Here is a 22,850-nt window from a genome sequence, read left to right as displayed (position 1 = left end):
GGTGTCACACACCGCGGCCCGGCCTCGTCAAGGGGATGTGGACGAACGCGACGAGCTGGCCGCCCGCTTCCAGGCGCAGCGCGCGCACCTGCACGGGGTGGCCTACCGGATGCTCGGCTCCGCGGCCGAGGCGGATGACGCCGTCCAGGAAGCCTGGTTGCGGCTCAGCCGGGCCGACGGCGTCGACAACCTCGCGCCATGGCTGCGCACGGTGGTCTCCCGGGTGTGCCTGGACGTGCTGCGCGCCCGCAAGAACCGCCGCGAGGACCCGATCGGCCGGCTGCCGGACCTCGCCGACCCGAACACGCCGGAGCACGACGCGCTGCTGGTCGACTCGGTCGGGCGTGCGCTGCTCGTGCTGCTGGACACCCTCAGCCCGGCGGAGCGGGTCGCGTTCGTGCTGCACGACCTGTTCGCGGTGCCGTTCGACAACATCGCGCAGACGCTGGAGCGCTCGCCGGCGGCGGCGAAGAAGCTCGCCAGCCGCGCCCGGTCACGTGTTCGCGGGACGTCCGAGGTGCCCGTCCGGGACCTCGCCGCGCACCGCCGCGTCGTCGAGGCGTTCCTGCGGGCGGCCCGCGACGGCGACATCGCCGCGCTGCTCGCGGTGCTGGCACCCGACGTGGTCCGCCGGGTCGACCGGGTGGAGCTCCGCGGTGCGCGGCGCGTGGTGAAGGAGACGGCGGTTTTCGGCCGCCGAGCCCGCTTCGCCGAAGTCGCGCTGGTCAACGGGCGGGTCGGCGCCGTGGTCGCCCCGCACGGGCGATTGCTGCTCGCGCTCGCGATCACCGTCGAAGGCATCGCGTCACCAGCTACGAGGTGGTCACCGACGTGGAGCGGCTATCCCTCGGTGTCCTGAGCCGCTGAGCGAGCCCTGGCGCGGCGCTTGCCCTCCTGCATCGCCTGGACGCGGGCGACCGGGATGGTGTGCCCCTCCGCGATGAGATCTTCGGGAAGGCGTTGCGGTGCGGGCAGTTCGTCCTCCCACGGATCGCGCTCGCCCAGCGATGCGAGCACCGACCGCATCGTGAAGTCCGCCGGCGTGACCCGGTCGAGGTCGTTCCAGGACAAGGGGAAGGACACCGTGGTCCCCGGCCGCACACGTGGGCTGTACGCGGCGACCACGGTGGCACCGCCCGCCCTGGTCGAGTCGAGGAACACCTTGCCCTCGCGGTCCTCGCGGATGAACGCCGTGGTCGCCAGCACCGGATCGATGCGCTCCGCCCGCGCGGCTACGGCCCTGGTCGCGGCGGCCACGTCGTCGACAGGCGCGTGGTCGTCGACGGGCACGAACACGTGCACCCCCTTGGAGCCACTGGTCTTGACGGCACCCGTCAAGCCCGAGTCGGCCAGCGCCTGCCGGATCAACCGCGCGGCCTCGACCACGAGCCGGAAGTCACCGCCCTCCGGCGGGTCGAGGTCGAGGACGAGGTGCGTCGGCCGGTAGATGTCGGCGGAGCGGCCCAGCGTCGGGTGGTACTCGACGGCCCGCTGGTTGGCGAACCACAGCAGCGTCCGCCGGTCGTCGCACAGCGCGTAGGAGATCCGTCGCTTGGACGCCTCCGCCCAGATCTGGGTGGTCCGCACCCACGGCGGCGTGTACTTCGGGACGTTCTTCTGCATGAACGGCTTCTGGCCCCGCAGCACGCGGACCACCGACAGGGGACGGTCGCCGATGTGCGGCAGCAGGCGCTCGCGCACGCCGTCGAGGTAGTCGACGAGGTCCCGCTTGGTCGCCTCGGCGCCGTCGAACAGCGGCTGGTCGAGATTGGTCAGCTTGACCTCGTCGCGCACCTCTTCACTGGCCATCGGCACACCATGCCCACGCGACCCCGCGGAGGCAACCTCAACGCGGCGAGCAGCCGATCAGGTCGGGATCGTGGAGCCGGACGACGGAGCGGGAGAACAACAGCGGAACGCGTGGGCTCTTCACGATCGTCGAAGGGTCGCCGCACCGCTAGGTTGGGGACGACTCGGGGAGGTCACGGTGGCAGACGGCGGTGCGGCCGCGAAGCGCGCGGCGATGTACGGGGAAGTGGATCTCGGATCGTTCGAGCTGTTCTCCGGCAACTTCATCAACTACGGCTACTGGGAGTCGGTGCCCGCCGACCGCCCGATCACCGTGGAGGAGCGCACCGAGAGCCAGGCCGCGCTCTACCGCAGGGTCCTCGGCGAGCTCGGCATCACGGAGTCCGACGCGGTGCTGGAGGTCGGTTGCGGCATCGGGGTGGGCGCGGCGCTGACCCTCCGCGAGTTCCGGCCCGGCGCGCTCGTCGGCCTGGACTTCTCCGACGCCCAGCTCGGCCGCGCCCGCGCCATCCACGGCGACCTGCTCGACCTCCGCCAGGGCGACGCGCTCAAGATGCCCTTCGACGACGGCAGCTTCGACAAGCTCTACAGCGTCGAGGCGGCTCAGCACTTCGAGGACCTGGCCTTGTTCGCCGCCGAGGCCCGTCGCGTGCTGCGCCCCGGCGGAAAGCTCAGCCTGGCAACGTTCTTCGCCACCACGGACGAGGCGCCCGGCGAGCTGCGGAAGCTGATCGAGACCATCGACGACGAGATCGACTTCGCGGTGCCGGTCGAGCGCTTCCGCGCCGATCTCGTCGCGGCGGGCTTCGCCGACGTCCGGGTGGAGAGCATCGGCGAGAACGTCTGGTTCGGCTTCGACACGTGGGTGGCGCAGACCCGGTACCGCGACACTTGGGGCCGCAACTGGCTCAAGGCGTACCGGGCGGGTTTGGCCGACTACTGCCTTGTGAGCGCGACGAACTGATCCACCAGGGGGTTCTGGTCAGCTGAACGCCAGCACACGGCGACGACCGTGCGCGCGGTGTCGGGGTCGAGCCTGCGGTAGACCACACCGCTGAGCCGCATCCGCCGCACGCTCGACGGGGCGACGGAGACGCCCATCCCGGCCGCCACGAACGCGCACGCGGTCTGCCACTCCACCGCACGCTGACCGATCGTCGGCTCAACACCGTTGGCGCGGAACAGGTTCACGATGCGGTCGTGCACGCCCGCCCCGGCCGCGCGGGGGAGCAGCACTAGTTCCTCCTCGGCCAGCGCGCCGATCGGGACGGCGCGGAGGTCGGCGAGCGGGTGCCCGGTGGGCAGGACGGCGACGAAGCCCTCCGACAGGATCGGCTCGCACGCCAGCCCGGGTTCGGCGATCTCCTCCCGCACGAAGCCGACGTCGATCGCGCGTTCGCGCAGCGCGGTGACCTGGGGTGTGGTGGTCATCTCGTGGATTTCGGTCTCCACGGCGGGAAACCGCTCGCGGTAGGCGCGCACGAGCCCGGGGAGGATGGTCAGCGCCAGTGACGCGGCGAAGCCGATCCGCAACCGTCCCACCTCGCCGCCGCCTGCCCGTCGCGCCGCGTTCAGGCCGGACTCGGCGGCGTCGAGCGCGCGCCGGGCCGCGGGCAGCAGTTCGGCCCCCGCCGGGGTGAGGTCGACCCGCCCGGGTGTCCTGGTGAGCAGCGGGAAGCCGACCTTCTCCTCCAGCCTGCGGATCTGCTGGCTCAGCGGCGGCTGCGCGATGCCCAGCCGGTCCGCCGCGCGGCCGAAGTGGCCCAGCTCGGCGAGCACCACGAACGCGTGCAGCTGGTGGAGGGCCAGCTCGGGACGGTCCATATCTCAAGAGATATCACAGCCGGACGGAATGCGTATTGGACGTATCACCGCTGGTCACCTAGCGTTCGCCTGGTGAGGCAACGACGAGTGATCCGCAGTGCGGCGCGGTTCGAGGACGAGATCGGGTACTCCCGCGCGGTGGTCGTGGACGGCTGGGTGCACGTCTCCGGGACCACCGGCTTCGACTACGCGACGATGACGATCTCCGAGGACCTGGTCGAGCAGGCCGAGCAGTGCCTGGACAACATCGGGGCGGCGCTGGCCGAGGCGGGCTGCTCGTTCGCCGACGTGGTCCGCGTGCGGTACCTGGTACCGGATCGGGCCGACTTCGAGCCGTGCTGGCCGTCGCTGCGCCGCCGTTTCGAGTCCGTCCGGCCCGCCGCGAGCATGCTGGTGTGCGGCCTGGCCGACCCGCGCATGAAGATCGAGATCGAGGTGGACGCGCGCGTGCCGGACGCCTGACGGCTACCGTCAAGGCATGAGCTGGCGTGAGATGCCGTCGCCGGGCATGCCGCAGGTGTGGGTGGCAGCCGAGGACCAGGGCGTGGTGCGCGCGGACCTCATCATGGCGCTGAGGGTGGCCAAGGAACATCCGCCCGCCGGGACCACGGTCCTGGCCGCGCACCGCTTCACCGTGCTGGCCCGGCTGGTCGGCGATCCCGGCGTGGAATACGTGGTGGGCCGCGCGGAGAGCCACGACGCGGCGGAACAGCTGATGACCGCCCTGCTCGCGGAGATCGCCTCCGCGCTGGGCGGGCACAAGGACGGGCTGATCGAGCTGGGGCCGAACGGCCCGAAGCTGGTCCGCCTCAGCAAGGGCAAGTAGGACGCCGCGGTGGCGGGTGTCGGGGCCTCCGCCGCCGCGGCGAGGATCAGGACCTGCTCGCGGTGACGTAGTAGACGCCGCCCCATTCGCTCTCGTCGTTGGTGTAGCCCACGCCCATCGCCCGGTCGGTGCCCGGCAGCCAGGCCACGCCGAGGACCTGACCCTCCTTGCCCGCGAAGGCGGCGGGCTGCTCGTGGCTGGTCCACGTCGTGCCGGTGAAGCTGGCGTACTGGCTGACGTTGCTGGTCAGCGTCGGCCAGCCGCCCGCGACCATGCCGGTGGTGTCCGAGCGCACCGACAGGTCGTTGATCTCCGCCAGGCCGCGGTCGGTCCACTCCGTCCACGCCTTGCCGTCGAAGCGGTAGCCCGTGGTGAGCGTGCCGTCGGTGTAGAGGGAACGGCCGGACACGTGAACGGTGCCGCCCGACGTGACGATCTGGTCGGCGTTCCAGCCGTTGGGGAACTGCGCGGTGACCGGCAGTTCGTGCAGCGTCCACGCCGTGCCGTTCCAGTGCGCGGCGTACGGGGAGTCCTTGTCCGGCGTGACGAACGCCCCGGAGATCCAGACGTCGCCGGCACCGCTGCCCGTCACGCTGAACACCGCACTGGGCTTGGCGGTCAGCTCCTTGGGCAGCTCCAACCGCTGCGCCTTGCCGCCGGAGTAGCGGTCGAGGAAGCCCATCTGCTCCGAGGGCGCACCGGTCTGCGGGTCGAGCTTGCGCTCAAGCCCGACCGCGAGCGCGTGGTCGCCGACCCGCTCGACGTCCGAGACGAGGGCGTCCTTGTCCGCGGCGGGCTGCGGCGGCGTGACGGAGGCCCACTTCTGCCCGTCCCAGTGGGTCAGCACGTAGGGCGTGCCTGCCGCCGTCAGCAGTCCGGCTTGGAGGCCGCGCTGCGGATCGCGGTACTGCAGGGGCGAACCCGGTCGTGGTGAGCGCGTCGCCTTCCGCAGCTGCGGCGGGGGAACGGACATCCCGGTCGCCCAGGCGTCGTTACCGCTGACCGCGGCGACCTGGTTGAGCGCCACGTCCTTGCCCGCGAGGTCGCCGACTGCCGAGTCCGACCACTTCGCCCCGTCCCACCGCTTGATGTGCGCGGTCATCCTGCCGGTGGTGTGGTCGGTGTGGTCACCGACAGCCCATCCGCTGCTCGCCGAGTCGAAGTCGATCGCGGACAACGACTTGCCGTGCTCCTTCGACTGGCTGTCCATGACCACCCACGGATCGCCCGGCGTCGCGAGTGCCGCTCCGGTGAGGGCGGCGACAGCCAGCAGTTTCGAGACTCGCGACAGGGACACGGCGGCAGTCCTCTCACTGGAAACCGAGGCCCGCGAGGCTAATGGCCCGCCATACTCGCTTTGTACAATCTGATTGCGCGCGCACGGCTTGGTGATCATGAAGTTGTCCACGCTTCGTGATCACCAGGAGTCCGGTGCCCGCCCCGCCATCGTGGCTGACCGACTTGTCGGACCAGGTCCTGCGCAGCTGCCCGACCTCAGCGCCGAATATGCGCACAGAGCGAACTGAATTCACTTCACCGCTGCTCCGGCGGTCGCGCTGATGAGTTGGGCGCACATCACGGATACCCCGCGGTCGGATGCGGGACGGCTCCCTTTCCAGCGGTGAGCCGTCCCGCATCCTCCCCCTCGATCACGCCGCCGAGGCCGGGTGGATCGTCCGACCTCGGCGGCATTCCCCAAGCTTTTCCTAGATGACGACGAAATGCCGGACAGCCGTGTCGATCTCCCCGCCGCAACCCATGACAGCCTCGTACACCCCGGGCTTCACCTTGGGAAAGGTGATCGACCACGTGCCGTTCGCGTAGGTCATCTTGCCGATCTCCTCGGGCTCGTGGCCACCGACCGTGCTGTACCAGCCATCAGCCGAGGGGGCCTCGGTGAAGCAGGCCCCGCTGATGGTCACGGAACTGCCCGACGCGGACACCTCCATCTCGGGCGGCAGGGCGTTACCCGTACCAGTGGTCACAACGGCGAGCGACATCGCGCCGAGAACGCCTAGGCCGAGCACGCGCTGAATCTTACCCATCGAGGAATCTCTCCTGTTGATATTTCCACACCGGCCGAGCACTAGACCGGTGCCCAGCAAAAAGTAAGACACCGCAGGAGGTATGAGAGTTGATGTTGAATGTTGTGTTGCAGCTCACATCCAAGCTATCGGGCTGGCCATCGGGGAAAACAAGCAAGGATTTCGCTGAATCAACTTCATCATTCGGCTCAGGTCGGATTGGTTTTACCCAATTGGGTGATTACAAGGGGTCGTGCGGGTTGGTGGTCGTCATGGAGGTCGGGCCGGTCGGGTGTCCCGGCGGTGAGCGGTCCGAGCTTGCCGGAACAAGCCGGCGATCGCGGATCGTGGCCGCCGAGCAGGTGGAGTCGGCGATCGCTTCATACGAGCAGTCAAACCGTCGCGGGGCGGGACCTCTGGACCCACGGCTGGGACGAGCCACAGGAGAACGGGATGACGGACGGCAACGGCATGACGGCGGCCAGGCCGGTCCGAGTCCGTTGCACGACACAGGGAAAGGGCCCGCGGCCGACTCCTGGGGGGTGAGTCGGGCCGCGGGCCCTTCCTGGTGGCCGGGTGGTCACACCCCCGGCAGGACCTGGATCTTGCGGCCTTCGCCGCGCTTGAACGCCTCCAGGGCGGACGCGTACTCGCCCAGCGGCAGCCGGTGACTGATGAAGATCTCCGGATCGAGCACGCCCGCCGCGAACAGGTCGGCGGCCCGCTCGTAGGAGTGCAGCACGGCCATCGAGCCGGTGATGGTGATCTCCTGGTTGTAGATCTTGTACGGCTCGATGGTCGCACGCGCGGCGTAGTCGGACACCCCGAACTGCAGGAAAGTCCCGCCCTTGGCGACGCGGCCGAGGCCGTCCTGGATGGCCTTCTCGTTGCCGGTCGCGTCGATCACCACGTCCCAGCCCTCCGGCCGGTCCAGCTCGTCGGCACTGGTGGCGACGGCGGTGCAGCCCAGCTTCGTCGCGGTGGCCAGCCGCTCGGGGTTGACGTCGATCATCTCGATGCTGGCCGCGCCGGTGAGCTTGCCCAGCTCCAGCATCATCAGCCCCATGGTGCCGGACCCGTAGATCACCACCCGGCTGGCCAGCTGCGCGCGCAGGATGTCGTAACCGCGCACGGCGCACGAAAGCGGCTCGATGAGCGCGGCGTCCTCGGTGCGGACGTGCGCGGGGAGCTTGACGCAGTTGGCCACCGGAGCGACCGCGTACTCCGCCGCGCCGCCCGCGGTGGTCACGCCGATCGCGGCCCACCGCTCGCACAGGTTGTTGCGGCCCGCGCGGCAGTAGCGGCACTCGTAGCAGTACAGCGACGGGTCCACCGCGACCCGGTCGCCGACCGCGAGCTCGGTGACCGCGCTGCCGATCTCCACGACCTCGCCTGCGAACTCGTGGCCGGGCACCACGGGCAGGGTGGGCGCGAATTCTCCTTGCAGGATGTGCAGATCCGTGCCGCACAGCCCGCAGGCCGAGACCTTCACGACGACCTGCCGCGCGCCCGGCGCCGGGTCGGGCACCTCGGTGACCTCGACCTCGCCGGGCGCGGAGATGACGGCGGCTCTCATTACTTCACTGCTCCTAGCGAAAGGCCCTGGACGAGTTTGTCCTGGGCGGCGAAACCGGCGACGAGCACGGGCAGCGACACGATCGTCGCCGCCGCGCACATCTTGGCCAGGAACAGGCCCTGGCTCGTGACGAAACCGGTGAGGAAGACCGGTGCGGTCCCGGCGACGACGCCGGTCAGCACGCGGGCGAACAACAGCTCGTTCCAGCTGAAGATGAAGCAGATCAGCGCGGTCGCGGCGATCCCGGGGACGGCGACGGGGGCGACGACCCGGCGCAGCGTGGTGACCAGCCCGGCCCCGTCCAGCGCGGCCGCCTCCAGCATCTCCTTCGGGATCTCCGCGAGGAAGGAGCGCATCAGCCACACCGCGATCGGCAGGTTCATCGACGTGTAGAGCACCACCAGGAACGAGACGTTGTCCAACAGCCCGCTGTACTGGGCGATCAGGTAGATCGGCAGCAGCCCGGCGACCATCGGCAGCATCTTGGTGGTGAGGAAGAAGAACAGCACGTCCGAGCTCTTCTGCACGGGCCGGATCGACAGCGCGTACGCGGCCGGGATGGCCAGCAGCAGAACGAGCACGGTCGAGCCCACGCTCGCGCTGACCGAGTTGATCAGCGGCGGCCACGGGCTCTGGCCGGTGCTCGCGCCGAAGAACTCCTCGTAGCCCTGCAACGACAGGCCCGCGAATAGCGACGGCGGATTGGTCGCCGCGTCGGACTCGGTGTGGAAGGAGGTCAGCACCATCCACAGCACCGGCAGCACGAACAGGATGCCGGACAACCAGGCCAGGGCTCCCCAGGGTTTCCAGACACGCTTCATCACTTGACCTCGTCTCGGAGCAGGGAGGACACCGCGCGCAGGGCGAAGCTGGCGATCAGGATCGAGCCGATCACCACGACGACCCCCGCGGCGGACGCCTGGCCGTAGTCGTGCGCCTGGTAGAAGGTCTGGTAGATCGTGTACGGCAGGTTCGCGGTGCCGAGGCCACCCGAGGTGATGGTGAAGACCGCGTCGAAGTTCTGCACGATGTAGATCGAGCCGAGCAGCCCGCCCAGCTCCAGGTACTGCCGCAGGTGCGGCAGCGTCAGGTAGCGGAAGACCTGGAAACCGCTGGCCCCGTCGATGAAGGCCGCCTCGACCGCGTCGTGCGGGCGGCTTTGCAGTCCTGCCAACAGGATCAGCATCATGAACGGCGTCCACTGCCAGACCAGCGCGGCGATCACCGCGGTCAGCGGCATCGTGCTGATCCAGTCCGGCTGCGCGGCCGACTCACCGAAGATCCACTTCAGGACCCCGTTGAACAGGCCGTACTCCGGGTTGTAGAGCGCGTGCTTCCACAGCAGCGCCGCGGCGACCGGCACCACCAGGAACGGCGCGATCATCATGGTGCGCACCAGGCCGCGGCCGCGGAACTTCCGGTCCAGCAGCAACGCGATGCCCAGGCCGAGCAGCAGGCTGATCAGCACCACGCTCGCGGTCAGCAGCACCGTGGTGAGCACCGAGGACCGCAGGTTCGGATCGGTGATCACCGCGATGTAGTTGTCCAGGCCGGCGAACCCGCGGTTCTCCGGGGCCAGTGAGTTCCACTGCAGGAACGAGATGACCAGCGTGGCGACGAACGGCAGCTGCGTCACGGCGATGGTGAAGATCAGCGCGGGCAGCAGCGGTGCCCGCCGGGCCCAGCGCGCCGCGGCGCCGAGTCCCTTCGGTGGCTTCGGCGGGGCCTTCACGGAGGCGCGCACCGGGGCAGTGGTGACCATTTCCGCTCTCCCTAGCTCTTCCGGTACTTCGCCGCGACCTTGTCGGCCAGTCGTTGTGCCGCGCGCAGGGCGTCCTCGACCGTGCCCCGCCCGGCGATGGCCGCACTGACCTCCTGGGAGACCTGCGTGCCGAGGTTGGTGAACTCGGGGATGCCGACGAACTGGATCCCGTTGGCGGGCCTGGGTTGTACGCCGGGATCGCGCGGGTTCGCCGAGGAGATCGCGATCCTGGTCTGCTCCGCGAAGGACCCCGTCTCCTTCAGGTACTCCGGTCGCGCGTACGTGGAGGAGCGCTTGCCGTCCGGGATGCTCGACCAGCCCTTCGCCTCGCCGACCACCCGCTCGTAGTCCTTGCCCGAGGCCCAGGACAGGAACTTCCACGCAGCCTGGTGCTTCTTGCTGGCCTTCTGCACGGCGAACGCCCACGTGTAGAGCCAGCCCGAGCTCTTGGTGCGCACGACGGGCGCCTGCGCGAACCCGAGCTTGCCGCGCACCGGCGAGTCCGCCGCCTCCAGCAGCCCCGCCGCGGAGGTCGCGTCGTACCACATGGCGACCTTGCCCTGCGTCATGTTGTTGAGGCACTCGGCGAACCCGGCCTGCGGCGCGCCTGCCTCACCGTGCTCGCGCACGAGGTCCACGTAGAACTTCGTGGCCTCGACGAACTCCGGTGCGTCCACTGTGGCCTGCCAGTCCTTGGTGAACCAGGTGCCGCCGAAGGTGTTGACCACGGTGGTCAGCGGCGCCATCAGCTGACCCCAGCCGGGCTGGCCGCGCAGGCAGATCCCCTTCATGCCGGGCTCCGCCCCGTCGGCCTTCGCCGCGGCCTCCGCGACCTGGTGCCAGGTCGGCCGTTCCGGCAGCGAGATGCCCTTCGCGGCGAAGACGTCCTTGCGGTACATGAGAAACGAGGACTCGCCGTAGAACGGCTGCGCGTAGACCTTGCCGTCGGCGGCGGTCAGTGACTGCCGGATCGGTTCCAGGACGTCGTTCTGGTCGAAGCCCGGATCCGCCGCGATGTAGGGGTCAAGCGGTTCCAGCCAGCCGTTCTTGGCGTAGATCGGCACCTCGTAGTTGCTCAGCGTCGCCACGTCGTACTGCCCGGCCTGGCTGGTGAAGTCCTGGCTGATCTTGTCCCGCACGTCGTTCTCGGGCAGCACGGTGTAGTTCACCTTCACCCCCGTGCGCCGGGTGAAGTGCTCCGCGGTCAGCTTCTGGATGTCCAGCATCTGCGGGTTGTTGACCATGAGCACGTTGATCGACTCGGGGTCGTCCGGGTCGCCGATGCCCCCGGCGCCCGCGCACGCCGTGGTGCCGAGGAGCACGGCGAGGGCCGCGGCGGCCAGCCGCGTGAATGACGTCATTGTCGGTCCTTCCGGGCAGCGCGGAACGAGGGCCACCGCGCGCGGCGGCCCTGGCAGCGGTGTGCGGGTGCTAGGTCCTGATCACCTTCGGGCCGAGCGCGGCGTAGCGGTGCGCCTCGGCCGGGGTGAGGGTGGTGTCGGTGATGATCGCCTCGAAGTCCGAGACGGCGGCGAAGCGGCTGAAGCTGGCGACGCCGAACTTGGTGTGCACGCCGACGAAGATCCGCCGCCGGGACACCTGGGCCGCCTGCGCCTTCACCGCGCTGACCACCGGGTCCGGTGTGGTCAGCCCGTGTTCGCGGGAGATGCCGTTGGCGCCGAGGTAGGCCAGGTCGATGACCATGTCGGCGAGCATCCGCAGCGCCCAGTGGTCGACCGTGGCCAGGGTGCGCCCCCTGACCCGGCCGCCGAGCAGCAGCACCGTCGTCGACGGCGAGGTGGACAGCGCCGCCGCGGTCGGCAGCGACGCGGTGATCACGGTCAGCGGCCGCGTCGTCGGCAGCGCCTCGGCGATCAGCTGCGGGGTGAAGCCCTCGTCGATGAAGACGGTCTCGGCGTCGTCGAGCCGGTCCGCCGCGGCGCGGGCGATCCGGCGCTTCTCCGGGACCATCGAGGCGGAGCGGAACTCCAGCCCGGTCTCGAAGCCGGCGCTCTCCACCGGGAGCGCGCCGCCGTGGGTGCGCCGGACCAGGCCGTGCTCGCCGAGCGCGCGCAGGTCCCTGCGCACCGTCTCCGGCGCCACCGCCAGTTCGGCGGCGACCTCCATGACGTCGACCTTGCCGTCGGCGCGGGCCTTGGCCAGGATCCGCCGCTTGCGCTCCTCGGCTTGCATCTGCACGATCCCTCCGCCCCGTCTGACCGTTCGGACTTCAGCCCTGCCCATTCGGGCTGGGGATAGGTCTAACACCGCTCACGGGGTGTGGCCAGTGCCACACCCGCTTCGGTGACGCCCGAATTCTGCCCGGTTGGTGAGAGCGCGACCAGGTGTGATCAGGCATCTGAACACGCAGGTCGGTGAGCGGTCGCCCGGACCGGTCCGGGCGACGGCCCGTTCCGCCCTCGACGCTGTCGTTTTGTCCCCACTCAGGCAACGATCGGACCCACGATCGGGCCGTCGCGGTCACCCTGCGTCGGGGCCCACCACTCGTTCGGCGGCCCTCGTCAGCACCGTGACGTGGGAAGGAACCGGTCGTCGCATCCGATCGACCGGGCAGCGTGCTCACCCGCGCGTGTTACGCCGATCTCGCTATGGTTTGCCGATCCCGCAAGAGAGGTGTCGCGATGCAGCCACCGGCCCACCAGTTACCGGCCGAGAGCCAGCCCCGGCAGTTGCACGTGCTCGTCGCGGGCGCCGGCATCGGTGGGCTGTGCCTGGCCCAGGGTCTGGCGAAGGCCGGTATCGGGGTGACCGTCTTCGAGCGCCACGCGCACGCGCGCGACGGTGATCAGGGCTATCGCATGGTCGTCAACGCCGACGGCGAGCGCGCGCTGCGGGACTGCCTGCCGGGTGCGCTGGTCGAGCTGTGCGAGCGGTCCTCGATCGCCCCGGCCACGCTGATGACCTTCCTGACCACGGACCTGGAGCCCAAGTTCGCCAAGCCGCTGCCCAGGGCCGACTCCGGCTACGTGCTCAACCGGCTGACGCTGCGCGAGATCCTGCTCGCCGGTCTGGGCGACCGGGTGCAGTTCGGCCGCGCCGTGACCGGCTACGACCAGGTGTCCGGCGGGCGCGTCCGGGTCCAGCTCGCCGACGGGCTCACCGCGGTCGGGGACCTGCTCGTCGGCGCGGACGGCACGGACTCGGTGGTGCGCGGCCAGGCCGTGCCCGACGCCGAGTTCGACGTGGTCGGCTACTCGCTGCGCGGGCGGACCGTCCTGCGCCCGGACTTCGCGTCCTGGCTGCCGGACATCCTGGTGGACACCGTCTCGCGGGTGCTCGGCCCGGACGGCAGCTCGATGTCGGTCGCCACCTGCCGGGTGCGCCGTGTTCCCGGGCTCACCGCCGTCCCGGACTACCTGTCCTGGTCGATCTCGCTGCACGGCGATCCGGGTGCGTTGTCCCCGCACTGGGTCGCGCGCGACCTCGTCGCCGACTGGCACCCCGCGCTGCGCCAGATCATCGCCGAGGCCAACCCGGCCGAGACCATCGGCATGCCCATGCGCATGGCCCGCCCGGTGGAGCGGTGGAGCGTCGGCAACGTGACCCTGCTCGGCGACGCCGTGCACACCGTCCCGCCCGGGCGCGGCGAGGGCGCCAACATCGCGCTCCGCGACGCCGCCGTCCTGCGGCACCGCCTGATCGACGTCGCCCGCAGGCGCATCCCGCTGACCAGGGCGAAGGTCGAGTACGAGAACGAGATGCTGGCCTACGCCTTCGCCGCCGGCTCCACCACCCGCGCCACCAAGCCCTACGCCCCCCGCTCCGCCCCCTGACCCCCGCGCTTTCGTCCTGAATGACTCATTCGGTGTGTTCAACGCACTGAATGAGCCATTCGGTGCGTCCGGGGTCGCGCGGAGCCCCGCCCCCGGGTGAGTCGTCGGCCCTGTCACGAGCGACCTTGCCGATGCCTTGAAACGCTGTTACGTTTCATTCAAAACAGCGTTTTGGAGGCCGTGATGACTCTTGCCCCAGTGGAGAACCCGTACCTCGGCGGGAACCACGGACCCGTTGACGTCGAGACCACGGCGTACGACCTGCGGATCACCGGAGCGCTGCCGGGGGAGCTGGACGGGCGGTACCTGCGGATCGGCCCCAACGCGATCGGGGCGCAGGACCCGGTGCACTACCACCCGTTCATGGGCTCGGGCATGGTGCACGGCATCCGCCTGCGGGACGGGGTGGCGCAGTGGTACCGCAACCGCTGGGTGCGCACGCCGAGCGTCACGGGACTGCTCGGTGAAGCGCCGGTGCTCGGCCCGACCACGGCGACCCACGACACGGCCAACACCCACGTGATCCGCCACGCGGGCAAGCTGATGGCGGTGTCGGAGGCGGGCGCGCTCCCGGTCGTGCTGGACGAGCAGCTGGCGACGGTGTCCTACAACGACTTCGAGGGCAAGCTGCCGCACGGCTTCGCCGCGCACAGCAAGCGCGATCCCCGCACGGGGGAGCTGTTCGCGGTGACCTACTCGGTGGCGGAAACGGGCGGCCAGCTCGTCGCGGTCGGCGCGGACGGCGTGGTGACGGCGGTCGAGCGCATCGAGATCGACGACAAGCCGATGATCCACGACACCGCGCTCACGGCGAACCACGTCATCGTCTACGACCTGCCGGTGACCTTCTCCATGGACGCCGCGAAACAGGGGCACTACCCGTACGTCTGGCAGAACGGGCGCCAGGCCAGGATCGGGCTGATGCCGCGCTACGGCAGCAACGCCGACATCCGCTGGTTCGAGATCGAGCCGTGCTACGTCTACCACACGGCCAACGCCTACGAGGACGGCGATCGCGTTGTGCTGGAAGCGTTCCGTCACGAGCGCGTGTTCGACTCCACGTGGTGGAAGCCGATCGAGGTGCCGCCGGTGCTGTGGCGCTGGACCTTCGACCTCACCACCGGAACGGTCCACAGTGGACAGGTCGACGACGTCGCGGGAGAGTTCCCGAGGATCGACGAACGGCTCATCGGCGCGGAGCACCGCTACAGCTACGGTGTCGCGCTGCACCACGGCGAGGTCGGCAACCTGGCCGGGCGCGGGATCGCCAAGCACGACCGCGTTTCGAAGACCACGCAGGTGCACGACTTCGGAGCCGCGCGCTACGCCGGTGAAGCCGTCTTCGTGCCGCGCGCGCAGGACTCCGCCGAGGACGACGGGTGGCTGCTGAGCCTCGTGCACGACGCCGAGCGCGACCGGACGGACCTGGTCGTGCTGGACGCGGGCACGCTCAGCGCCGAACCGGTTGCCGTGGTGCACCTTCCGGTTCGAGTGCCCGCGGGCTTCCACGGCGAGTGGTTCCCGACTCAGGGCTGAACCGCGCCAGGGCGTCGCGCAGCCGGTCGCGCTGCGCGAGCTGGGCGGTGATCCGCTGCTCCAGCACGTCCAGTCGCCTGCGCACCACGTCCAGCCCGGCCTCGGACGGCGGCCCGGCCAGCAGGTCGCCGTCCAGGCAGCCGTGGAAGAACTCCGCGTCCTCCAAGGTGAGCCCGAAGTCGAGCAGCAGGCGGAGGTTGCGCACGCGCGCCACCGCCGACTCCGGGTAGTCGCGGTAGCCGTTGGCGAGCCGGCGCGAGGTGATCAACCCGGCCTGTTCGTAGTGCCGCAGCGCGCGGGGCGTGACCCCCGTCGCCTCGGCCAGCTCGCCGATCCGCATCCCGCGACCCCCGCTTTCACGCCACGACGGCACCGCCGTCCACCGGTAGCACGACACCGGTCACGAAGCTCGCGTTCGGCGAGGCCAGCCCGGCGATCGCCCACGCTACTTCCTCGGCGGAGCCGATGCGCTTGAGCGGGGTGTGCTCCATCTGCCAGGCCCGCGTCGCCGCGCGTTGCCCGGCGGAGAGCCCCTGGTGCTCGGCGATCGGCGTGTCGATCGCGCCGGGCGCCACGGCGACCACGCGGATGCCCAGGGGCGCCAGCTCCACGGCCCAGCTCCGCGTGAAGGTGTCCACGGCGGCCTTCGTCGCCGCGTAGACCGAACTCGTCGGCCAGCCGCGCTGGGCGACCGCCGTGGACACGTTCACCACGACGCCGCCGTCCCGCCTCAGGTGCGGGACGGCGGCCTGGGTGAGCAGGACCGGCGCGACGAAGTTCGTGGCCAGCTGCTCGGAGATCGACCCCGGGGTGATCTCGCCCAACTGTCCACTTCGGACGATTCCGGCGTTGTTGACCAGCACGTCGAGCCCTCCGAAGCGCTCGACCGTCTCGGCGACGATCCGCTCGGGCGCGCCGGGCCCGGTGATGTCGGCGGCGATCACGTGGACGGCCTCGTCGTGCGCGGCGACCTCGGCGAGCGGTTCCGGCCGCCTGCCGACGACCACGACGTTCGCGCCCTGCTTGGCGAAGGTCAGCGCGGTGGCTCGGCCGATTCCCGTTCCGGCCCCGGTGACCAGGACTGTTCTGCTCATGCCGGGGATCGTCCAACCCTGCCGCCAGCGGCAGGGTCAAGCGCGGTCGAGCCGGAAGGTCGCGAGATCGAGCCCGGGGGCCGGGCTGATCGTGCCGGTGCGCACGAAGCCCTTGCGCTCGTAGAGGGTGATCGCCGGTGTGTTGGCCGCTCCGGTGGAGACGATCACCGGCCCGTCCTCCCGCAGCACCTCGTCGACCAGCGCGCCGGCCAAGCCCTTGCGGAACCAGCCGGGATCGACGCACAGGCGGTCGATGTCGACCTCGCCGCCGGGAGTGCGCCGCCACGCGAGGAAGGCCACCGGCTCGCCGTCCGGGATGACCGCGCCCAGCCAGCGCAGCGGTTCGGCGCGCATCTGCGCCAGCGTCTCGTGCAGGGCGGGAATCCCGTCGAAGCCGATCAGTTCCGCCTCGACGCGGTAGGCGCGTAGCCCGATCCGGTGCACGGCTTGAGCCGTTCGGTCGTCTTCCAGGTCGAGGGCCCGCATCCTCCAGCTCACCTGGGAGTTTTACCACCACGCGGAGAGGCGTTGCCAACGATTCACCGCTCGGGGGACGATCGCGGTCACCACTTCACGCAGGAGGTCCCATGCCGACCCGGCAGTTGCTGAGCGTCCTCGCGGTCACCCTCGCCGCCGGCGTCTGCGTCGCCCCGGCCGCCGCCGCGGCGACGCCGGTCAAGGTTCTCCAGCTCAACCTGTGCCACAGCGGCCTCGCCGGGTGCTACACCGGTGACCGGGTGATGGCCAGGGCAAAGGAGGTCATCACCTCCGTCAAGCCGCAGGTGTTGTCGCTCAACGAGATCTGCTCCGGCGACGTCGCCCCGCTCGGCGCCGCGATGGGCCAGGTGAAGTCGTTGTTCGCCGCCGCGCGCAGCAACGGCAACCCGGTGAAGTGCAAGAACGGCCAGGACTACGGCAACGCGATCCTGGTTGCCGCGGCGCTCGCGGGCTCGTCGGCGGGGGTGGGCGGCATCTACCAGAACCAGGACGCGGGCTCGGAGAAGCGCAGCTGGGGATGCTTGCCCGGTGGGCGGGTCAGCGCCTGCACCACGCATCTGTCGGCCAGGGACGGCAACGTCGCACTGGCGCAGTGCAAGGAGCTGATGTCCCGCGTCGAAGGCTACGCGCGGACGACGCCCGCGCTGTTCTCCGGCGACATGAACCTGCGCTACAAGGGAAATCCCGACGCGCAGAGCTGCAACCGGACCGGCTTCTACCGCAAGGGCGACGGCGCGCTGCAGCACGTGTTCGCGTCGACGAAGCTCGCCTTCGCCAAGAGCAGCACGATGAGCATGGGTGGCACCACCGACCACCCAGCCCTCATCGTCGAGCTCAGCATCCCCTGAGCCCGGTCAGGACTCCCGGAACTCGGCGGCGTTGGCGGCCAGCCAGGTGTCGAAGTCCTTCAGCGCCGGGTTCAGCTCGCGCACCAGGTCCAGGTCCCGTGCCCCGGTGAACTCCGCCTCGAAGTCGCCGTAGTAATGGAACATGTTGGCGATCTCCACCGCGCCCGGGAAGTCGAAGGTGCGGAACAGGTCGTAGGGCACCGACTGGAACCGGACCGGCTCGCCGAGGGCCGCCGAGAACTTCTCCGCGTACTGCGCGCCGGTGAGGTGCGCGCCCGCGATGCTGACCGTGCGGCCGACGAACTCCTTGCCCCGCTTGAGGATTCCGAACGCCGTGCGACCGATGTCCTCGGAGTCGATGCCCGACAGGAGCTTGCCGTCCTCCAGGGGCAGGCTCAGCGCGAGCACGCCGTCCTCGCCGCGCTTCGGAGCGAAGAAGGAGATGAAGGACTGGAAGTAGTAGGTGGTGTTGAGGAAGGTCGTCGGGATGCCCGCCTCGGTGAACAACTCGTTGGCCGCGCCCTTCACGTCGAAGTGCGGCACGTTGTAGCGCTCCTGGAGCACCGGCATGCGCGGGTCGTCCAGCGGCAGGAGTTCGCGGGTGTCCTCCAGCGTCGACCAGACCACGTGCTGGAGGTCGGCGGCCTTCGCGGCGCGGACCAGCACCTCGATCTCCTCGCGCTCCTTGTCCGCGGAACCGTGCGCCCAGAAGTTCGTCACCAGGAAGGCCCCGTAGGCGCCCGCGAAGGCGCTGTGCACGCTGGCCTCGTCGTAGAAGTCGGCGCGCACCACCTCGGCGCCGAGCGCGGCCAGTTCCTTGGCTGCGGCCGACTCCGGGTCCCTGGTCAGCGCGCGCACGGTGAAGCCGGACCCGGGCTCGGCCAGGATCGCCCTGGCGATGCCGCCGCCCTGCGCCCCGGTGGCCCCCGCGACCGCGATGATCTTCTGCTCGCTCATGTCCTGCTCCGCACCCTCGGATTGACGTGTCAACCTGAACCTAGTGAGCCTCAGGTGACACGTCAACCTGGGGAGTACGCTGGGTGTGTGACCGAACCCGTGTGGCTGACCGAGGAGCAGCACCGCGCGTGGCGCGCCTACAAGGCGATGGAGACGATGCTCAGCTCCCGCCTCGGCGCCAGCCTCCAGCGCGACTTCGGGCTGTCCCCGGCGGACTACCGAATCCTGGTCGAGCTGTCCGAGGCGCCGGACGGGCGGATGCGCGCCTTCGAGCTGGGGGAGGCGACGCAGTGGGAGAAGAGCCGGATCTCCCACCAGCTCAGCCGGATGGCGCAGCGCGGACTCGTCGAGCGGCAGCAGTGCGCCGAGGACACCCGGTACTCCGACGTGGTGCTCACCGAGGAGGGTCGCGCCGCGATCGTGGGCGCCGCGCCGCAGCACGTGGCCAACGTGCGCGAGTGGTTCGTCGACGCGCTCACCCCGGAGCAGTTGAAGGTCTTCGGCGAGGCCTGCGAGGCCGTCCTGGCGCGCCTCAAGTCACACCCGGGCTAGAACGGTGCGGGCTCGGCGATGGGGTCGAGTTCCGCCTCGATCATTTGCCTGCACACCAACGGTTTCAGCCCAAACGCAAGTCCCAGCAAACGGAAGACGGGATCCAAGCCGGCCCCACGCCGGAAAACAGCCCGCTCAAAGCGCCGCCGCCAGCAACCCGCGAATCGCATCCTCGGCAACATCCACCCGAGCCGCGACAAGAGACGCCGCCTCCGCCAGCTTCGCAGGATCGAAACCGATGTCCACCAAGGAAGTCGGCGCCTCGACCCGCCGAGCGAGCGCGCGCAGGCCCTCCGCGGCCGTGAGAGCGTCGAGTGCGGAAGCGATCGGAGCGAGCGCGGGGCCGTCCATGAACGCGGCGACGTGCGGCAGTACCACCGTGTGCGTCGCCGCGTGCGGCAGGGCGTACGCGCCGCCGAGCACATGGCAGATCTTGTGGTGCAGCCCGGAACCCGCCACGGCGAACACCGCGCCTGCGAGGTACGCGCCGTAAAGGAGCGACGTGCGCGCCTCCAAACCGTCCTTTGCCTGCAGACCCGACGCCAGAGCGCGAACGCTCTCCACGGCCATCAGCGAACTGATCGGGTTCGCGCCCGCCGCGTAGACGCCTTCGACGCTGTGCGCCATGGCGTTCATCGCGCTGGTCACGGTCAGCTCGCGCGGCAGGCCCATCGTCAGCGAAGGGTCGTAGACCACGAGCGAGGGCAACACGTCGAGGCTTCGGCCGGTGCGCTTGCCGTCAGCGGAAGTCATGCCCCACACCGGGGTCATCTCCGAGCCCGCGTACGTCGTCGGCACTGCGACAATGGGTAGCCGCAGCTCCAGCGCGATCGCCTTCGCAGTGCCCACAGTGGACCCACCGCCGATCGCGAGGAGGCAGTCGGCCCCGAGCGATCGCGCGCACGCGACGGCCTGCTCGGCGACGGCGACCGGAACGTGCTCGCGCACGGCCGTGAACTCGCCGGCCACGCGATCGCCGAGAGGCTGGGCGAGGCGGCGAGCCAGGGGAAGCCCGCGCGGAGTGGCGAGCACCAGCACCCGTTGCCCGCTGATCTCCGAGGCGACGTCGAGCGCGCTGTCCACGCCGAACACGACACGACCGGGCAGGGACTCGTAGCGGAACGCGCGCATGCCCCCAGCCTGCGTCGCACCGAGCCCGATGTCCAATACCGACCTGCCGCCGTTGCCATACTCTGCGCGTATGGAACTGCGGCACCTGCGGTACTTCGTCGTCGTCGCGGAGGAGCTGAACCTGACCAGGGCGGCGGAGCGGCTGTGCATGGCCCAGCCGCCGCTGAGCGTGCAGCTGCGCAAGCTGGAGAAGGAGCTCGGCGTCCGCCTGCTCGACCGGTCCTCGCGCGGGGTCCGGCTCACCGACGCTGGCGCGCTGCTCTACGACGAGGCCCGCCGCATCCTCGGCTCGGTCGACCAGGCGAGCCAGCTCGTCCGCTCGGTCGGCACGGGCACCGTGGGGCGCCTTGCCCTGGGCTTCGTCCCGTCGGCCGCACTGGAGGTGCTGCCGCCGATCCTCCGCGAGTTCAAGGCGAGCCACCCCGAGATCACGTTGTACCTCAACGAGATGCGGCCGGACCAGGTGCTGGACTCGTTGCACGAGCAGCGCATCGACGTCGGCCTGTGCTACCTCTCGCGGGGCTTCGCCGACCCCGCGCTGCAGACGCGCTGCGTTGCGGAGGACCCGCTGGTGCTCGCGGTCCCCGCCGCGCACCGGCTGGCCGGGAAGTCCACAGTGGACATGAGGGAGCTGGCGGAGGAGCAGTTCGTCCTGCCCACCCGCCACCGCATGCCCGGACTGCACGGGATCATCGCGGAGTCCTGTGCCGCCAACGGTTTCACGCCCCGCGTGGCGCAGCGCGAGGTCTGGTTGATGCAGACGATCGTCGGCCTGGTCGCCGGTGGGATCGGCGTTGCGGTGGTTCCGGCGTCCGCGCAACGCCTGCGCTCGGAGGACGTCCGCTTCCTCCGCCTCACCGGCACTACCACCCCGGCCCTCATGTCCGCCGCTTGGCGCCCCGACCGGATCTCGCCCGTCCTCGACGCCTTCCTCGACCTTGTGTCTGAGACCTAGCTCACACGGGGTGGGTGTCCGGTCCCGGCGCGCGGCTCCGTTCTCCCTGCGGACAACGCCCATGAGGTGTGGCCTGGCACAGGGAGGCGTCGTTCAGGCCCAGCAGCCGCAGACCCTCGCGCACACGCTGGCCGACTCACCCGTCGGACTGCTGGGCTGGAACGCCCAGGCCATGCACGAGCACGGCCTGGACAACGACGCCATCCTCACCACCGTTGCGGTGGGAGTTGCCCGGTTCCCGGGCGATCTTCCCTCGATCCGGGTCTTCTCCGAGCACCACCACAACATCGTGTCCTGGAACGAGTACGACCGCGGTGGGCACTACGCCGCCCAGGACGCACCTGACTTGCTGGCGCACGACATCCGCGAGTTCTTCACGGCAGTGCGGTCAGTCCCAAGCAACAGGCAGTGAGCGGACGCCGTACACCAACGCGTCGTCCTTGAACTGGATCTCCTCGAAGGGCACGGCCAGCCGGAGCGTGGGGATGCGCGGGTACAGCCTGGTGAACACCTCCTGCAGCTCGACCCGGGCCAGCTGCTGGCCGAGGCACTGGTGCACCCCGTGCCCGAAAGCCAGGTGGCTGCGCGCGTTGCGGGTCAGGTCGAGCCGGTCCGGGTCCGGGAACACCGCCTCCTCGCGGTTGCCCGCGGACAGCGCGGCGACCAGCCACTCACCCGCGCGGATGGTCTCCTGGCCGATCTCCACGTCCTCGGTGACGTACCGGAAGAGTCCGAAGTGGACGATCGAGAGGTAGCGCAGCAGCTCCTCGACGGCGCTCGGCGCGAGTGCCGGGTCGGAGCGCAGCGCGGCCAGCTGCTCCGGTTGGCGCAGCAGGGCCAGCGTGCTCAGCGCGATCATGTTCGCCGTGGTCTCGTGCCCGGCGATGAGCAGGGTCACGCCGAGCGAGACCAGTTCCTCGACGGTTAGCGGCTCACCGGTCTCGGCAGCGCGCCGGATCAGCCTGCCCAGCAGGTCGTCGGTCGGATGCTCCATCTTCGACAGCACCAGCTGCGCCATGAACTGCTGGACCTCCATCGCGGCGGCCGCGGTGGCGCCCGGGTCCCCGCCGACGCCGACCAGCAGCGCGCTCTGCTGCTGGAAGGAGTCGCGGTCGGCGTAGGGCACGCCGAGCAGCTCGCAGATCACCAGCGACGGGATGGGCAGCGCGAAGTCGCGGTACAGGTCGACCGGCTCGGTGCTCGCCAGCATCGCGTCGACGTGCTCGTCGACCAGCCGGGCGATCGCCGGGCGCAGCGCCTCGATCCGGCGCACGGTGAACTCCGGGATCAGCAGCCTGCGCAGCCGGGCGTGCTCGGGACCGTCCAGCCGCAGCAGCACGCCGGGGGACACCGGCTCGTCCGGGTCTGCACCCGGGACGACGTGGTTGGACGGCGCGCCGCGCGAGCTGAGCCTGCGGTCGGCGAGCGCGGTGCGGATGTCGGAGTGCCGGGTGAGCACCCGGGCGTCCACCCCGATCGGGCAGGACACCGGCGCGGCCCGCTCGCCCAGCTCCCGGTACCCGGGCGCCGGGTCGAGCGGACGGGCCGGGTCGCGGTCGACGGGGAAGGTTCCCCTGGTCGCGGTCATCGCCGACTCCTCTCGCAAAAGTGGCAGGCACTGCCACGTGGCCAAGACTGCCATCATCGGCGGACCGCTGGCAACG

The 22,850-nt window shown here is 70.3% G+C and carries 24 protein-coding genes and 1 pseudogene; 10 read left to right on the top strand and 15 right to left on the bottom strand.

The features are described 5' to 3' along the window. The first annotated feature begins 109 nt into the window (after positions 1-109). Positions 110-867 (top strand): annotated as a pseudogene (locus BLT28_RS13160) (sigma-70 family RNA polymerase sigma factor). On the opposite strand, the gene ligD reads toward BLT28_RS13160, so the two are convergent. Beyond that, positions 841-1,809, bottom strand: coding sequence for a non-homologous end-joining DNA ligase (gene ligD / locus BLT28_RS13155; protein ID WP_030431780.1), 969 nt, complete (start codon positions 1,807-1,809; stop codon positions 841-843). The pseudogene BLT28_RS13160 and the gene ligD sit on opposite strands and share 27 nt — an antisense overlap. A gap of 178 nt (positions 1,810-1,987) precedes the next feature. Here ligD and BLT28_RS13150 point away from each other — a divergent pair, with 178 nt between their 5' ends. Further along, positions 1,988-2,773, top strand: coding sequence for a class I SAM-dependent methyltransferase (locus BLT28_RS13150; protein WP_030431779.1), 786 nt, complete (start codon positions 1,988-1,990; stop codon positions 2,771-2,773). On the opposite strand, the gene BLT28_RS13145 is transcribed toward BLT28_RS13150, so the two are convergent. After that, positions 2,746-3,633 carry a LysR family transcriptional regulator gene (locus BLT28_RS13145; RefSeq protein ID WP_030431778.1) on the bottom strand — a complete coding sequence of 296 codons (888 nt, stop codon included), beginning with the start codon at positions 3,631-3,633 and terminating at the stop codon, positions 2,746-2,748. The two genes, BLT28_RS13150 and BLT28_RS13145, sit on opposite strands and share 28 nt — an antisense overlap. 72 nt (positions 3,634-3,705) lie before the next feature. On the opposite strand from BLT28_RS13145, the gene BLT28_RS13140 reads away from it, so the two are divergent. Both BLT28_RS13140 and BLT28_RS13135 read left to right on the top strand, forming a co-directional pair. Beyond that, on the top strand, positions 3,706-4,095 hold the full coding sequence (locus BLT28_RS13140) for a RidA family protein (RefSeq protein WP_030431777.1): 390 nt from the start codon (positions 3,706-3,708) through the stop codon (positions 4,093-4,095). Between the two features lie 16 nt (positions 4,096-4,111). Further along, entirely contained in the window at positions 4,112-4,459 is a 348-nt protein-coding gene (locus BLT28_RS13135; protein ID WP_156051338.1) for a hypothetical protein, read from the top strand. A gap of 46 nt (positions 4,460-4,505) precedes the next feature. Here BLT28_RS13135 and BLT28_RS13130 read toward each other — a convergent pair whose 3' ends face one another. From BLT28_RS13130 to BLT28_RS13100, 7 genes are all read right to left on the bottom strand, one after another. Next, a complete protein-coding gene (locus BLT28_RS13130) occupies positions 4,506-5,756 on the bottom strand; it encodes a hypothetical protein (RefSeq protein ID WP_030431775.1) in 1,251 nt (416 codons plus the stop codon). A gap of 409 nt (positions 5,757-6,165) precedes the next feature. Further along, positions 6,166-6,504 carry a hypothetical protein gene (locus BLT28_RS13125; RefSeq protein WP_030431774.1) on the bottom strand — a complete coding sequence of 113 codons (339 nt, stop codon included), beginning with the start codon at positions 6,502-6,504 and terminating at the stop codon, positions 6,166-6,168. Between the two features lie 559 nt (positions 6,505-7,063). Next, a complete protein-coding gene (locus tag BLT28_RS13120) occupies positions 7,064-8,059 on the bottom strand; it encodes a zinc-dependent alcohol dehydrogenase family protein (protein WP_030431773.1) in 996 nt (331 codons plus the stop codon). Then, positions 8,059-8,880: a carbohydrate ABC transporter permease gene (locus BLT28_RS13115; RefSeq protein WP_030431772.1), complete on the bottom strand. Its 822-nt coding sequence runs from the start codon at positions 8,878-8,880 to the stop codon at positions 8,059-8,061. The genes BLT28_RS13120 and BLT28_RS13115 overlap by 1 nt, the downstream gene beginning before the upstream one ends. Further along, complete coding sequence (locus BLT28_RS13110; protein WP_030431771.1) at positions 8,880-9,821, bottom strand: carbohydrate ABC transporter permease; 942 nt, start codon at positions 9,819-9,821, stop codon at positions 8,880-8,882. The genes BLT28_RS13115 and BLT28_RS13110 overlap by 1 nt, the downstream gene beginning before the upstream one ends. 11 nt (positions 9,822-9,832) lie before the next feature. After that, a complete protein-coding gene (locus BLT28_RS13105; RefSeq protein WP_030431770.1) occupies positions 9,833-11,182 on the bottom strand; it encodes an ABC transporter substrate-binding protein in 1,350 nt (449 codons plus the stop codon). A gap of 70 nt (positions 11,183-11,252) precedes the next feature. After that, a complete protein-coding gene (locus BLT28_RS13100) occupies positions 11,253-12,014 on the bottom strand; it encodes a DeoR/GlpR family DNA-binding transcription regulator (RefSeq protein ID WP_030431769.1) in 762 nt (253 codons plus the stop codon). Positions 12,015-12,463: 449 nt separating this feature from the next. On the opposite strand from BLT28_RS13100, the gene BLT28_RS13095 reads away from it, so the two are divergent. Both BLT28_RS13095 and BLT28_RS13090 read left to right on the top strand, forming a co-directional pair. Then, complete coding sequence (locus BLT28_RS13095) at positions 12,464-13,615, top strand: FAD-dependent oxidoreductase (RefSeq protein ID WP_052407775.1); 1,152 nt, start codon at positions 12,464-12,466, stop codon at positions 13,613-13,615. Between the two features lie 183 nt (positions 13,616-13,798). Continuing rightward, a complete protein-coding gene (locus BLT28_RS13090; protein ID WP_043813096.1) occupies positions 13,799-15,151 on the top strand; it encodes a carotenoid oxygenase family protein in 1,353 nt (450 codons plus the stop codon). Here BLT28_RS13090 and BLT28_RS13085 read toward each other — a convergent pair. The 3 genes from BLT28_RS13085 to BLT28_RS13075 are packed head-to-tail and all read right to left on the bottom strand — an operon-like array spanning position 15,066 to position 16,743. Continuing rightward, on the bottom strand, positions 15,066-15,491 hold the full coding sequence (locus BLT28_RS13085) for a MerR family transcriptional regulator (protein ID WP_052407773.1): 426 nt from the start codon (positions 15,489-15,491) through the stop codon (positions 15,066-15,068). The two genes, BLT28_RS13090 and BLT28_RS13085, sit on opposite strands and share 86 nt — an antisense overlap. 16 nt (positions 15,492-15,507) lie before the next feature. Beyond that, entirely contained in the window at positions 15,508-16,245 is a 738-nt protein-coding gene (locus tag BLT28_RS13080; RefSeq protein ID WP_030431765.1) for an SDR family NAD(P)-dependent oxidoreductase, read from the bottom strand. 36 nt (positions 16,246-16,281) lie between these two features. After that, a complete protein-coding gene (locus BLT28_RS13075) occupies positions 16,282-16,743 on the bottom strand; it encodes a GNAT family N-acetyltransferase (RefSeq protein ID WP_197684022.1) in 462 nt (153 codons plus the stop codon). Positions 16,744-16,832: 89 nt separating this feature from the next. On the opposite strand from BLT28_RS13075, the gene BLT28_RS13070 reads away from it, so the two are divergent. Continuing rightward, positions 16,833-17,591, top strand: a complete 759-nt coding sequence (locus BLT28_RS13070; RefSeq protein ID WP_043813060.1) for an endonuclease/exonuclease/phosphatase family protein — start codon at positions 16,833-16,835, stop codon at positions 17,589-17,591. A 6-nt stretch (positions 17,592-17,597) separates the two neighbouring features. Here the strand turns inward: BLT28_RS13070 and BLT28_RS13065 are convergent, their stop codons facing one another. Further along, entirely contained in the window at positions 17,598-18,548 is a 951-nt protein-coding gene (locus tag BLT28_RS13065) for an NmrA/HSCARG family protein (RefSeq protein ID WP_030431762.1), read from the bottom strand. An 87-nt stretch (positions 18,549-18,635) separates the two neighbouring features. Here BLT28_RS13065 and BLT28_RS13060 point away from each other — a divergent pair, with 87 nt between their 5' ends. Beyond that, positions 18,636-19,100 (top strand): MarR family winged helix-turn-helix transcriptional regulator, encoded by a 465-nt coding sequence (locus BLT28_RS13060; RefSeq protein WP_030431761.1) that lies wholly within the window; start codon positions 18,636-18,638, stop codon positions 19,098-19,100. Between the two features lie 135 nt (positions 19,101-19,235). Here the strand turns inward: BLT28_RS13060 and BLT28_RS13055 are convergent, their stop codons facing one another. Next, a complete protein-coding gene (locus BLT28_RS13055) occupies positions 19,236-20,231 on the bottom strand; it encodes a maleylacetate reductase (RefSeq protein WP_081900585.1) in 996 nt (331 codons plus the stop codon). 70 nt (positions 20,232-20,301) lie between these two features. Between BLT28_RS13055 and BLT28_RS13050 the strand changes: the two genes are divergently transcribed. Together BLT28_RS13050 and BLT28_RS13045 are read left to right on the top strand one after the other, a co-directional pair. Beyond that, complete coding sequence (locus tag BLT28_RS13050; protein ID WP_030431759.1) at positions 20,302-21,186, top strand: LysR family transcriptional regulator; 885 nt, start codon at positions 20,302-20,304, stop codon at positions 21,184-21,186. Positions 21,187-21,247: 61 nt separating this feature from the next. Beyond that, the gene (locus BLT28_RS13045) at positions 21,248-21,598 is read left to right on the top strand and encodes a hypothetical protein (RefSeq protein ID WP_030431758.1); all 351 of its coding nucleotides are present in this window, start codon (positions 21,248-21,250) and stop codon (positions 21,596-21,598) included. On the opposite strand, the gene BLT28_RS13040 is transcribed toward BLT28_RS13045, so the two are convergent. Next, positions 21,575-22,774: a cytochrome P450 gene (locus BLT28_RS13040; RefSeq protein ID WP_030431757.1), complete on the bottom strand. Its 1,200-nt coding sequence runs from the start codon at positions 22,772-22,774 to the stop codon at positions 21,575-21,577. The two genes, BLT28_RS13045 and BLT28_RS13040, sit on opposite strands and share 24 nt — an antisense overlap. Positions 22,775-22,850: the final 76 nt, after the last annotated feature.

The sequence above is a fragment of the Allokutzneria albata genome (assembly GCF_900103775.1).
GTDB classification, from domain to species: domain Bacteria; phylum Actinomycetota; class Actinomycetes; order Mycobacteriales; family Pseudonocardiaceae; genus Allokutzneria; species Allokutzneria albata.
The sequence above is the reverse complement of the archived record's forward strand: the minus strand, read 5'-3'. Positions and strand labels throughout refer to the sequence as shown.

What these genes read in the sequence shown, in the direction of transcription:
- ligD (WP_030431780.1), bottom strand. Translation starts at nt 1,809, where the DNA reads ATGGCCAGTGAAGAGGTGCGCGACGAGGTCAAGCTGACCAATCTCGAC.
- BLT28_RS13145 (WP_030431778.1), bottom strand. Translation starts at nt 3,633, where the DNA reads ATGGACCGTCCCGAGCTGGCCCTCCACCAGCTGCACGCGTTCGTGGTG.
- BLT28_RS13135 (WP_156051338.1), top strand. Translation starts at nt 4,112, where the DNA reads ATGAGCTGGCGTGAGATGCCGTCGCCGGGCATGCCGCAGGTGTGGGTG.
- BLT28_RS13125 (WP_030431774.1), bottom strand. Translation starts at nt 6,504, where the DNA reads ATGGGTAAGATTCAGCGCGTGCTCGGCCTAGGCGTTCTCGGCGCGATG.
- BLT28_RS13120 (WP_030431773.1), bottom strand. Translation starts at nt 8,059, where the DNA reads ATGAGAGCCGCCGTCATCTCCGCGCCCGGCGAGGTCGAGGTCACCGAG.
- BLT28_RS13115 (WP_030431772.1), bottom strand. Translation starts at nt 8,880, where the DNA reads ATGAAGCGTGTCTGGAAACCCTGGGGAGCCCTGGCCTGGTTGTCCGGC.
- BLT28_RS13110 (WP_030431771.1), bottom strand. Translation starts at nt 9,821, where the DNA reads ATGGTCACCACTGCCCCGGTGCGCGCCTCCGTGAAGGCCCCGCCGAAG.
- BLT28_RS13105 (WP_030431770.1), bottom strand. Translation starts at nt 11,182, where the DNA reads ATGACGTCATTCACGCGGCTGGCCGCCGCGGCCCTCGCCGTGCTCCTC.
- BLT28_RS13100 (WP_030431769.1), bottom strand. Translation starts at nt 12,014, where the DNA reads ATGCAAGCCGAGGAGCGCAAGCGGCGGATCCTGGCCAAGGCCCGCGCC.
- BLT28_RS13095 (WP_052407775.1), top strand. Translation starts at nt 12,464, where the DNA reads ATGCAGCCACCGGCCCACCAGTTACCGGCCGAGAGCCAGCCCCGGCAG.
- BLT28_RS13090 (WP_043813096.1), top strand. Translation starts at nt 13,799, where the DNA reads ATGACTCTTGCCCCAGTGGAGAACCCGTACCTCGGCGGGAACCACGGA.
- BLT28_RS13085 (WP_052407773.1), bottom strand. Translation starts at nt 15,491, where the DNA reads ATGCGGATCGGCGAGCTGGCCGAGGCGACGGGGGTCACGCCCCGCGCG.
- BLT28_RS13080 (WP_030431765.1), bottom strand. Translation starts at nt 16,245, where the DNA reads ATGAGCAGAACAGTCCTGGTCACCGGGGCCGGAACGGGAATCGGCCGA.
- BLT28_RS13070 (WP_043813060.1), top strand. Translation starts at nt 16,833, where the DNA reads ATGCCGACCCGGCAGTTGCTGAGCGTCCTCGCGGTCACCCTCGCCGCC.
- BLT28_RS13065 (WP_030431762.1), bottom strand. Translation starts at nt 18,548, where the DNA reads ATGAGCGAGCAGAAGATCATCGCGGTCGCGGGGGCCACCGGGGCGCAG.
- BLT28_RS13055 (WP_081900585.1), bottom strand. Translation starts at nt 20,231, where the DNA reads ATGCGCGCGTTCCGCTACGAGTCCCTGCCCGGTCGTGTCGTGTTCGGC.
- BLT28_RS13050 (WP_030431759.1), top strand. Translation starts at nt 20,302, where the DNA reads ATGGAACTGCGGCACCTGCGGTACTTCGTCGTCGTCGCGGAGGAGCTG.
- BLT28_RS13045 (WP_030431758.1), top strand. Translation starts at nt 21,248, where the DNA reads ATGAGGTGTGGCCTGGCACAGGGAGGCGTCGTTCAGGCCCAGCAGCCG.
- BLT28_RS13040 (WP_030431757.1), bottom strand. Translation starts at nt 22,774, where the DNA reads ATGACCGCGACCAGGGGAACCTTCCCCGTCGACCGCGACCCGGCCCGT.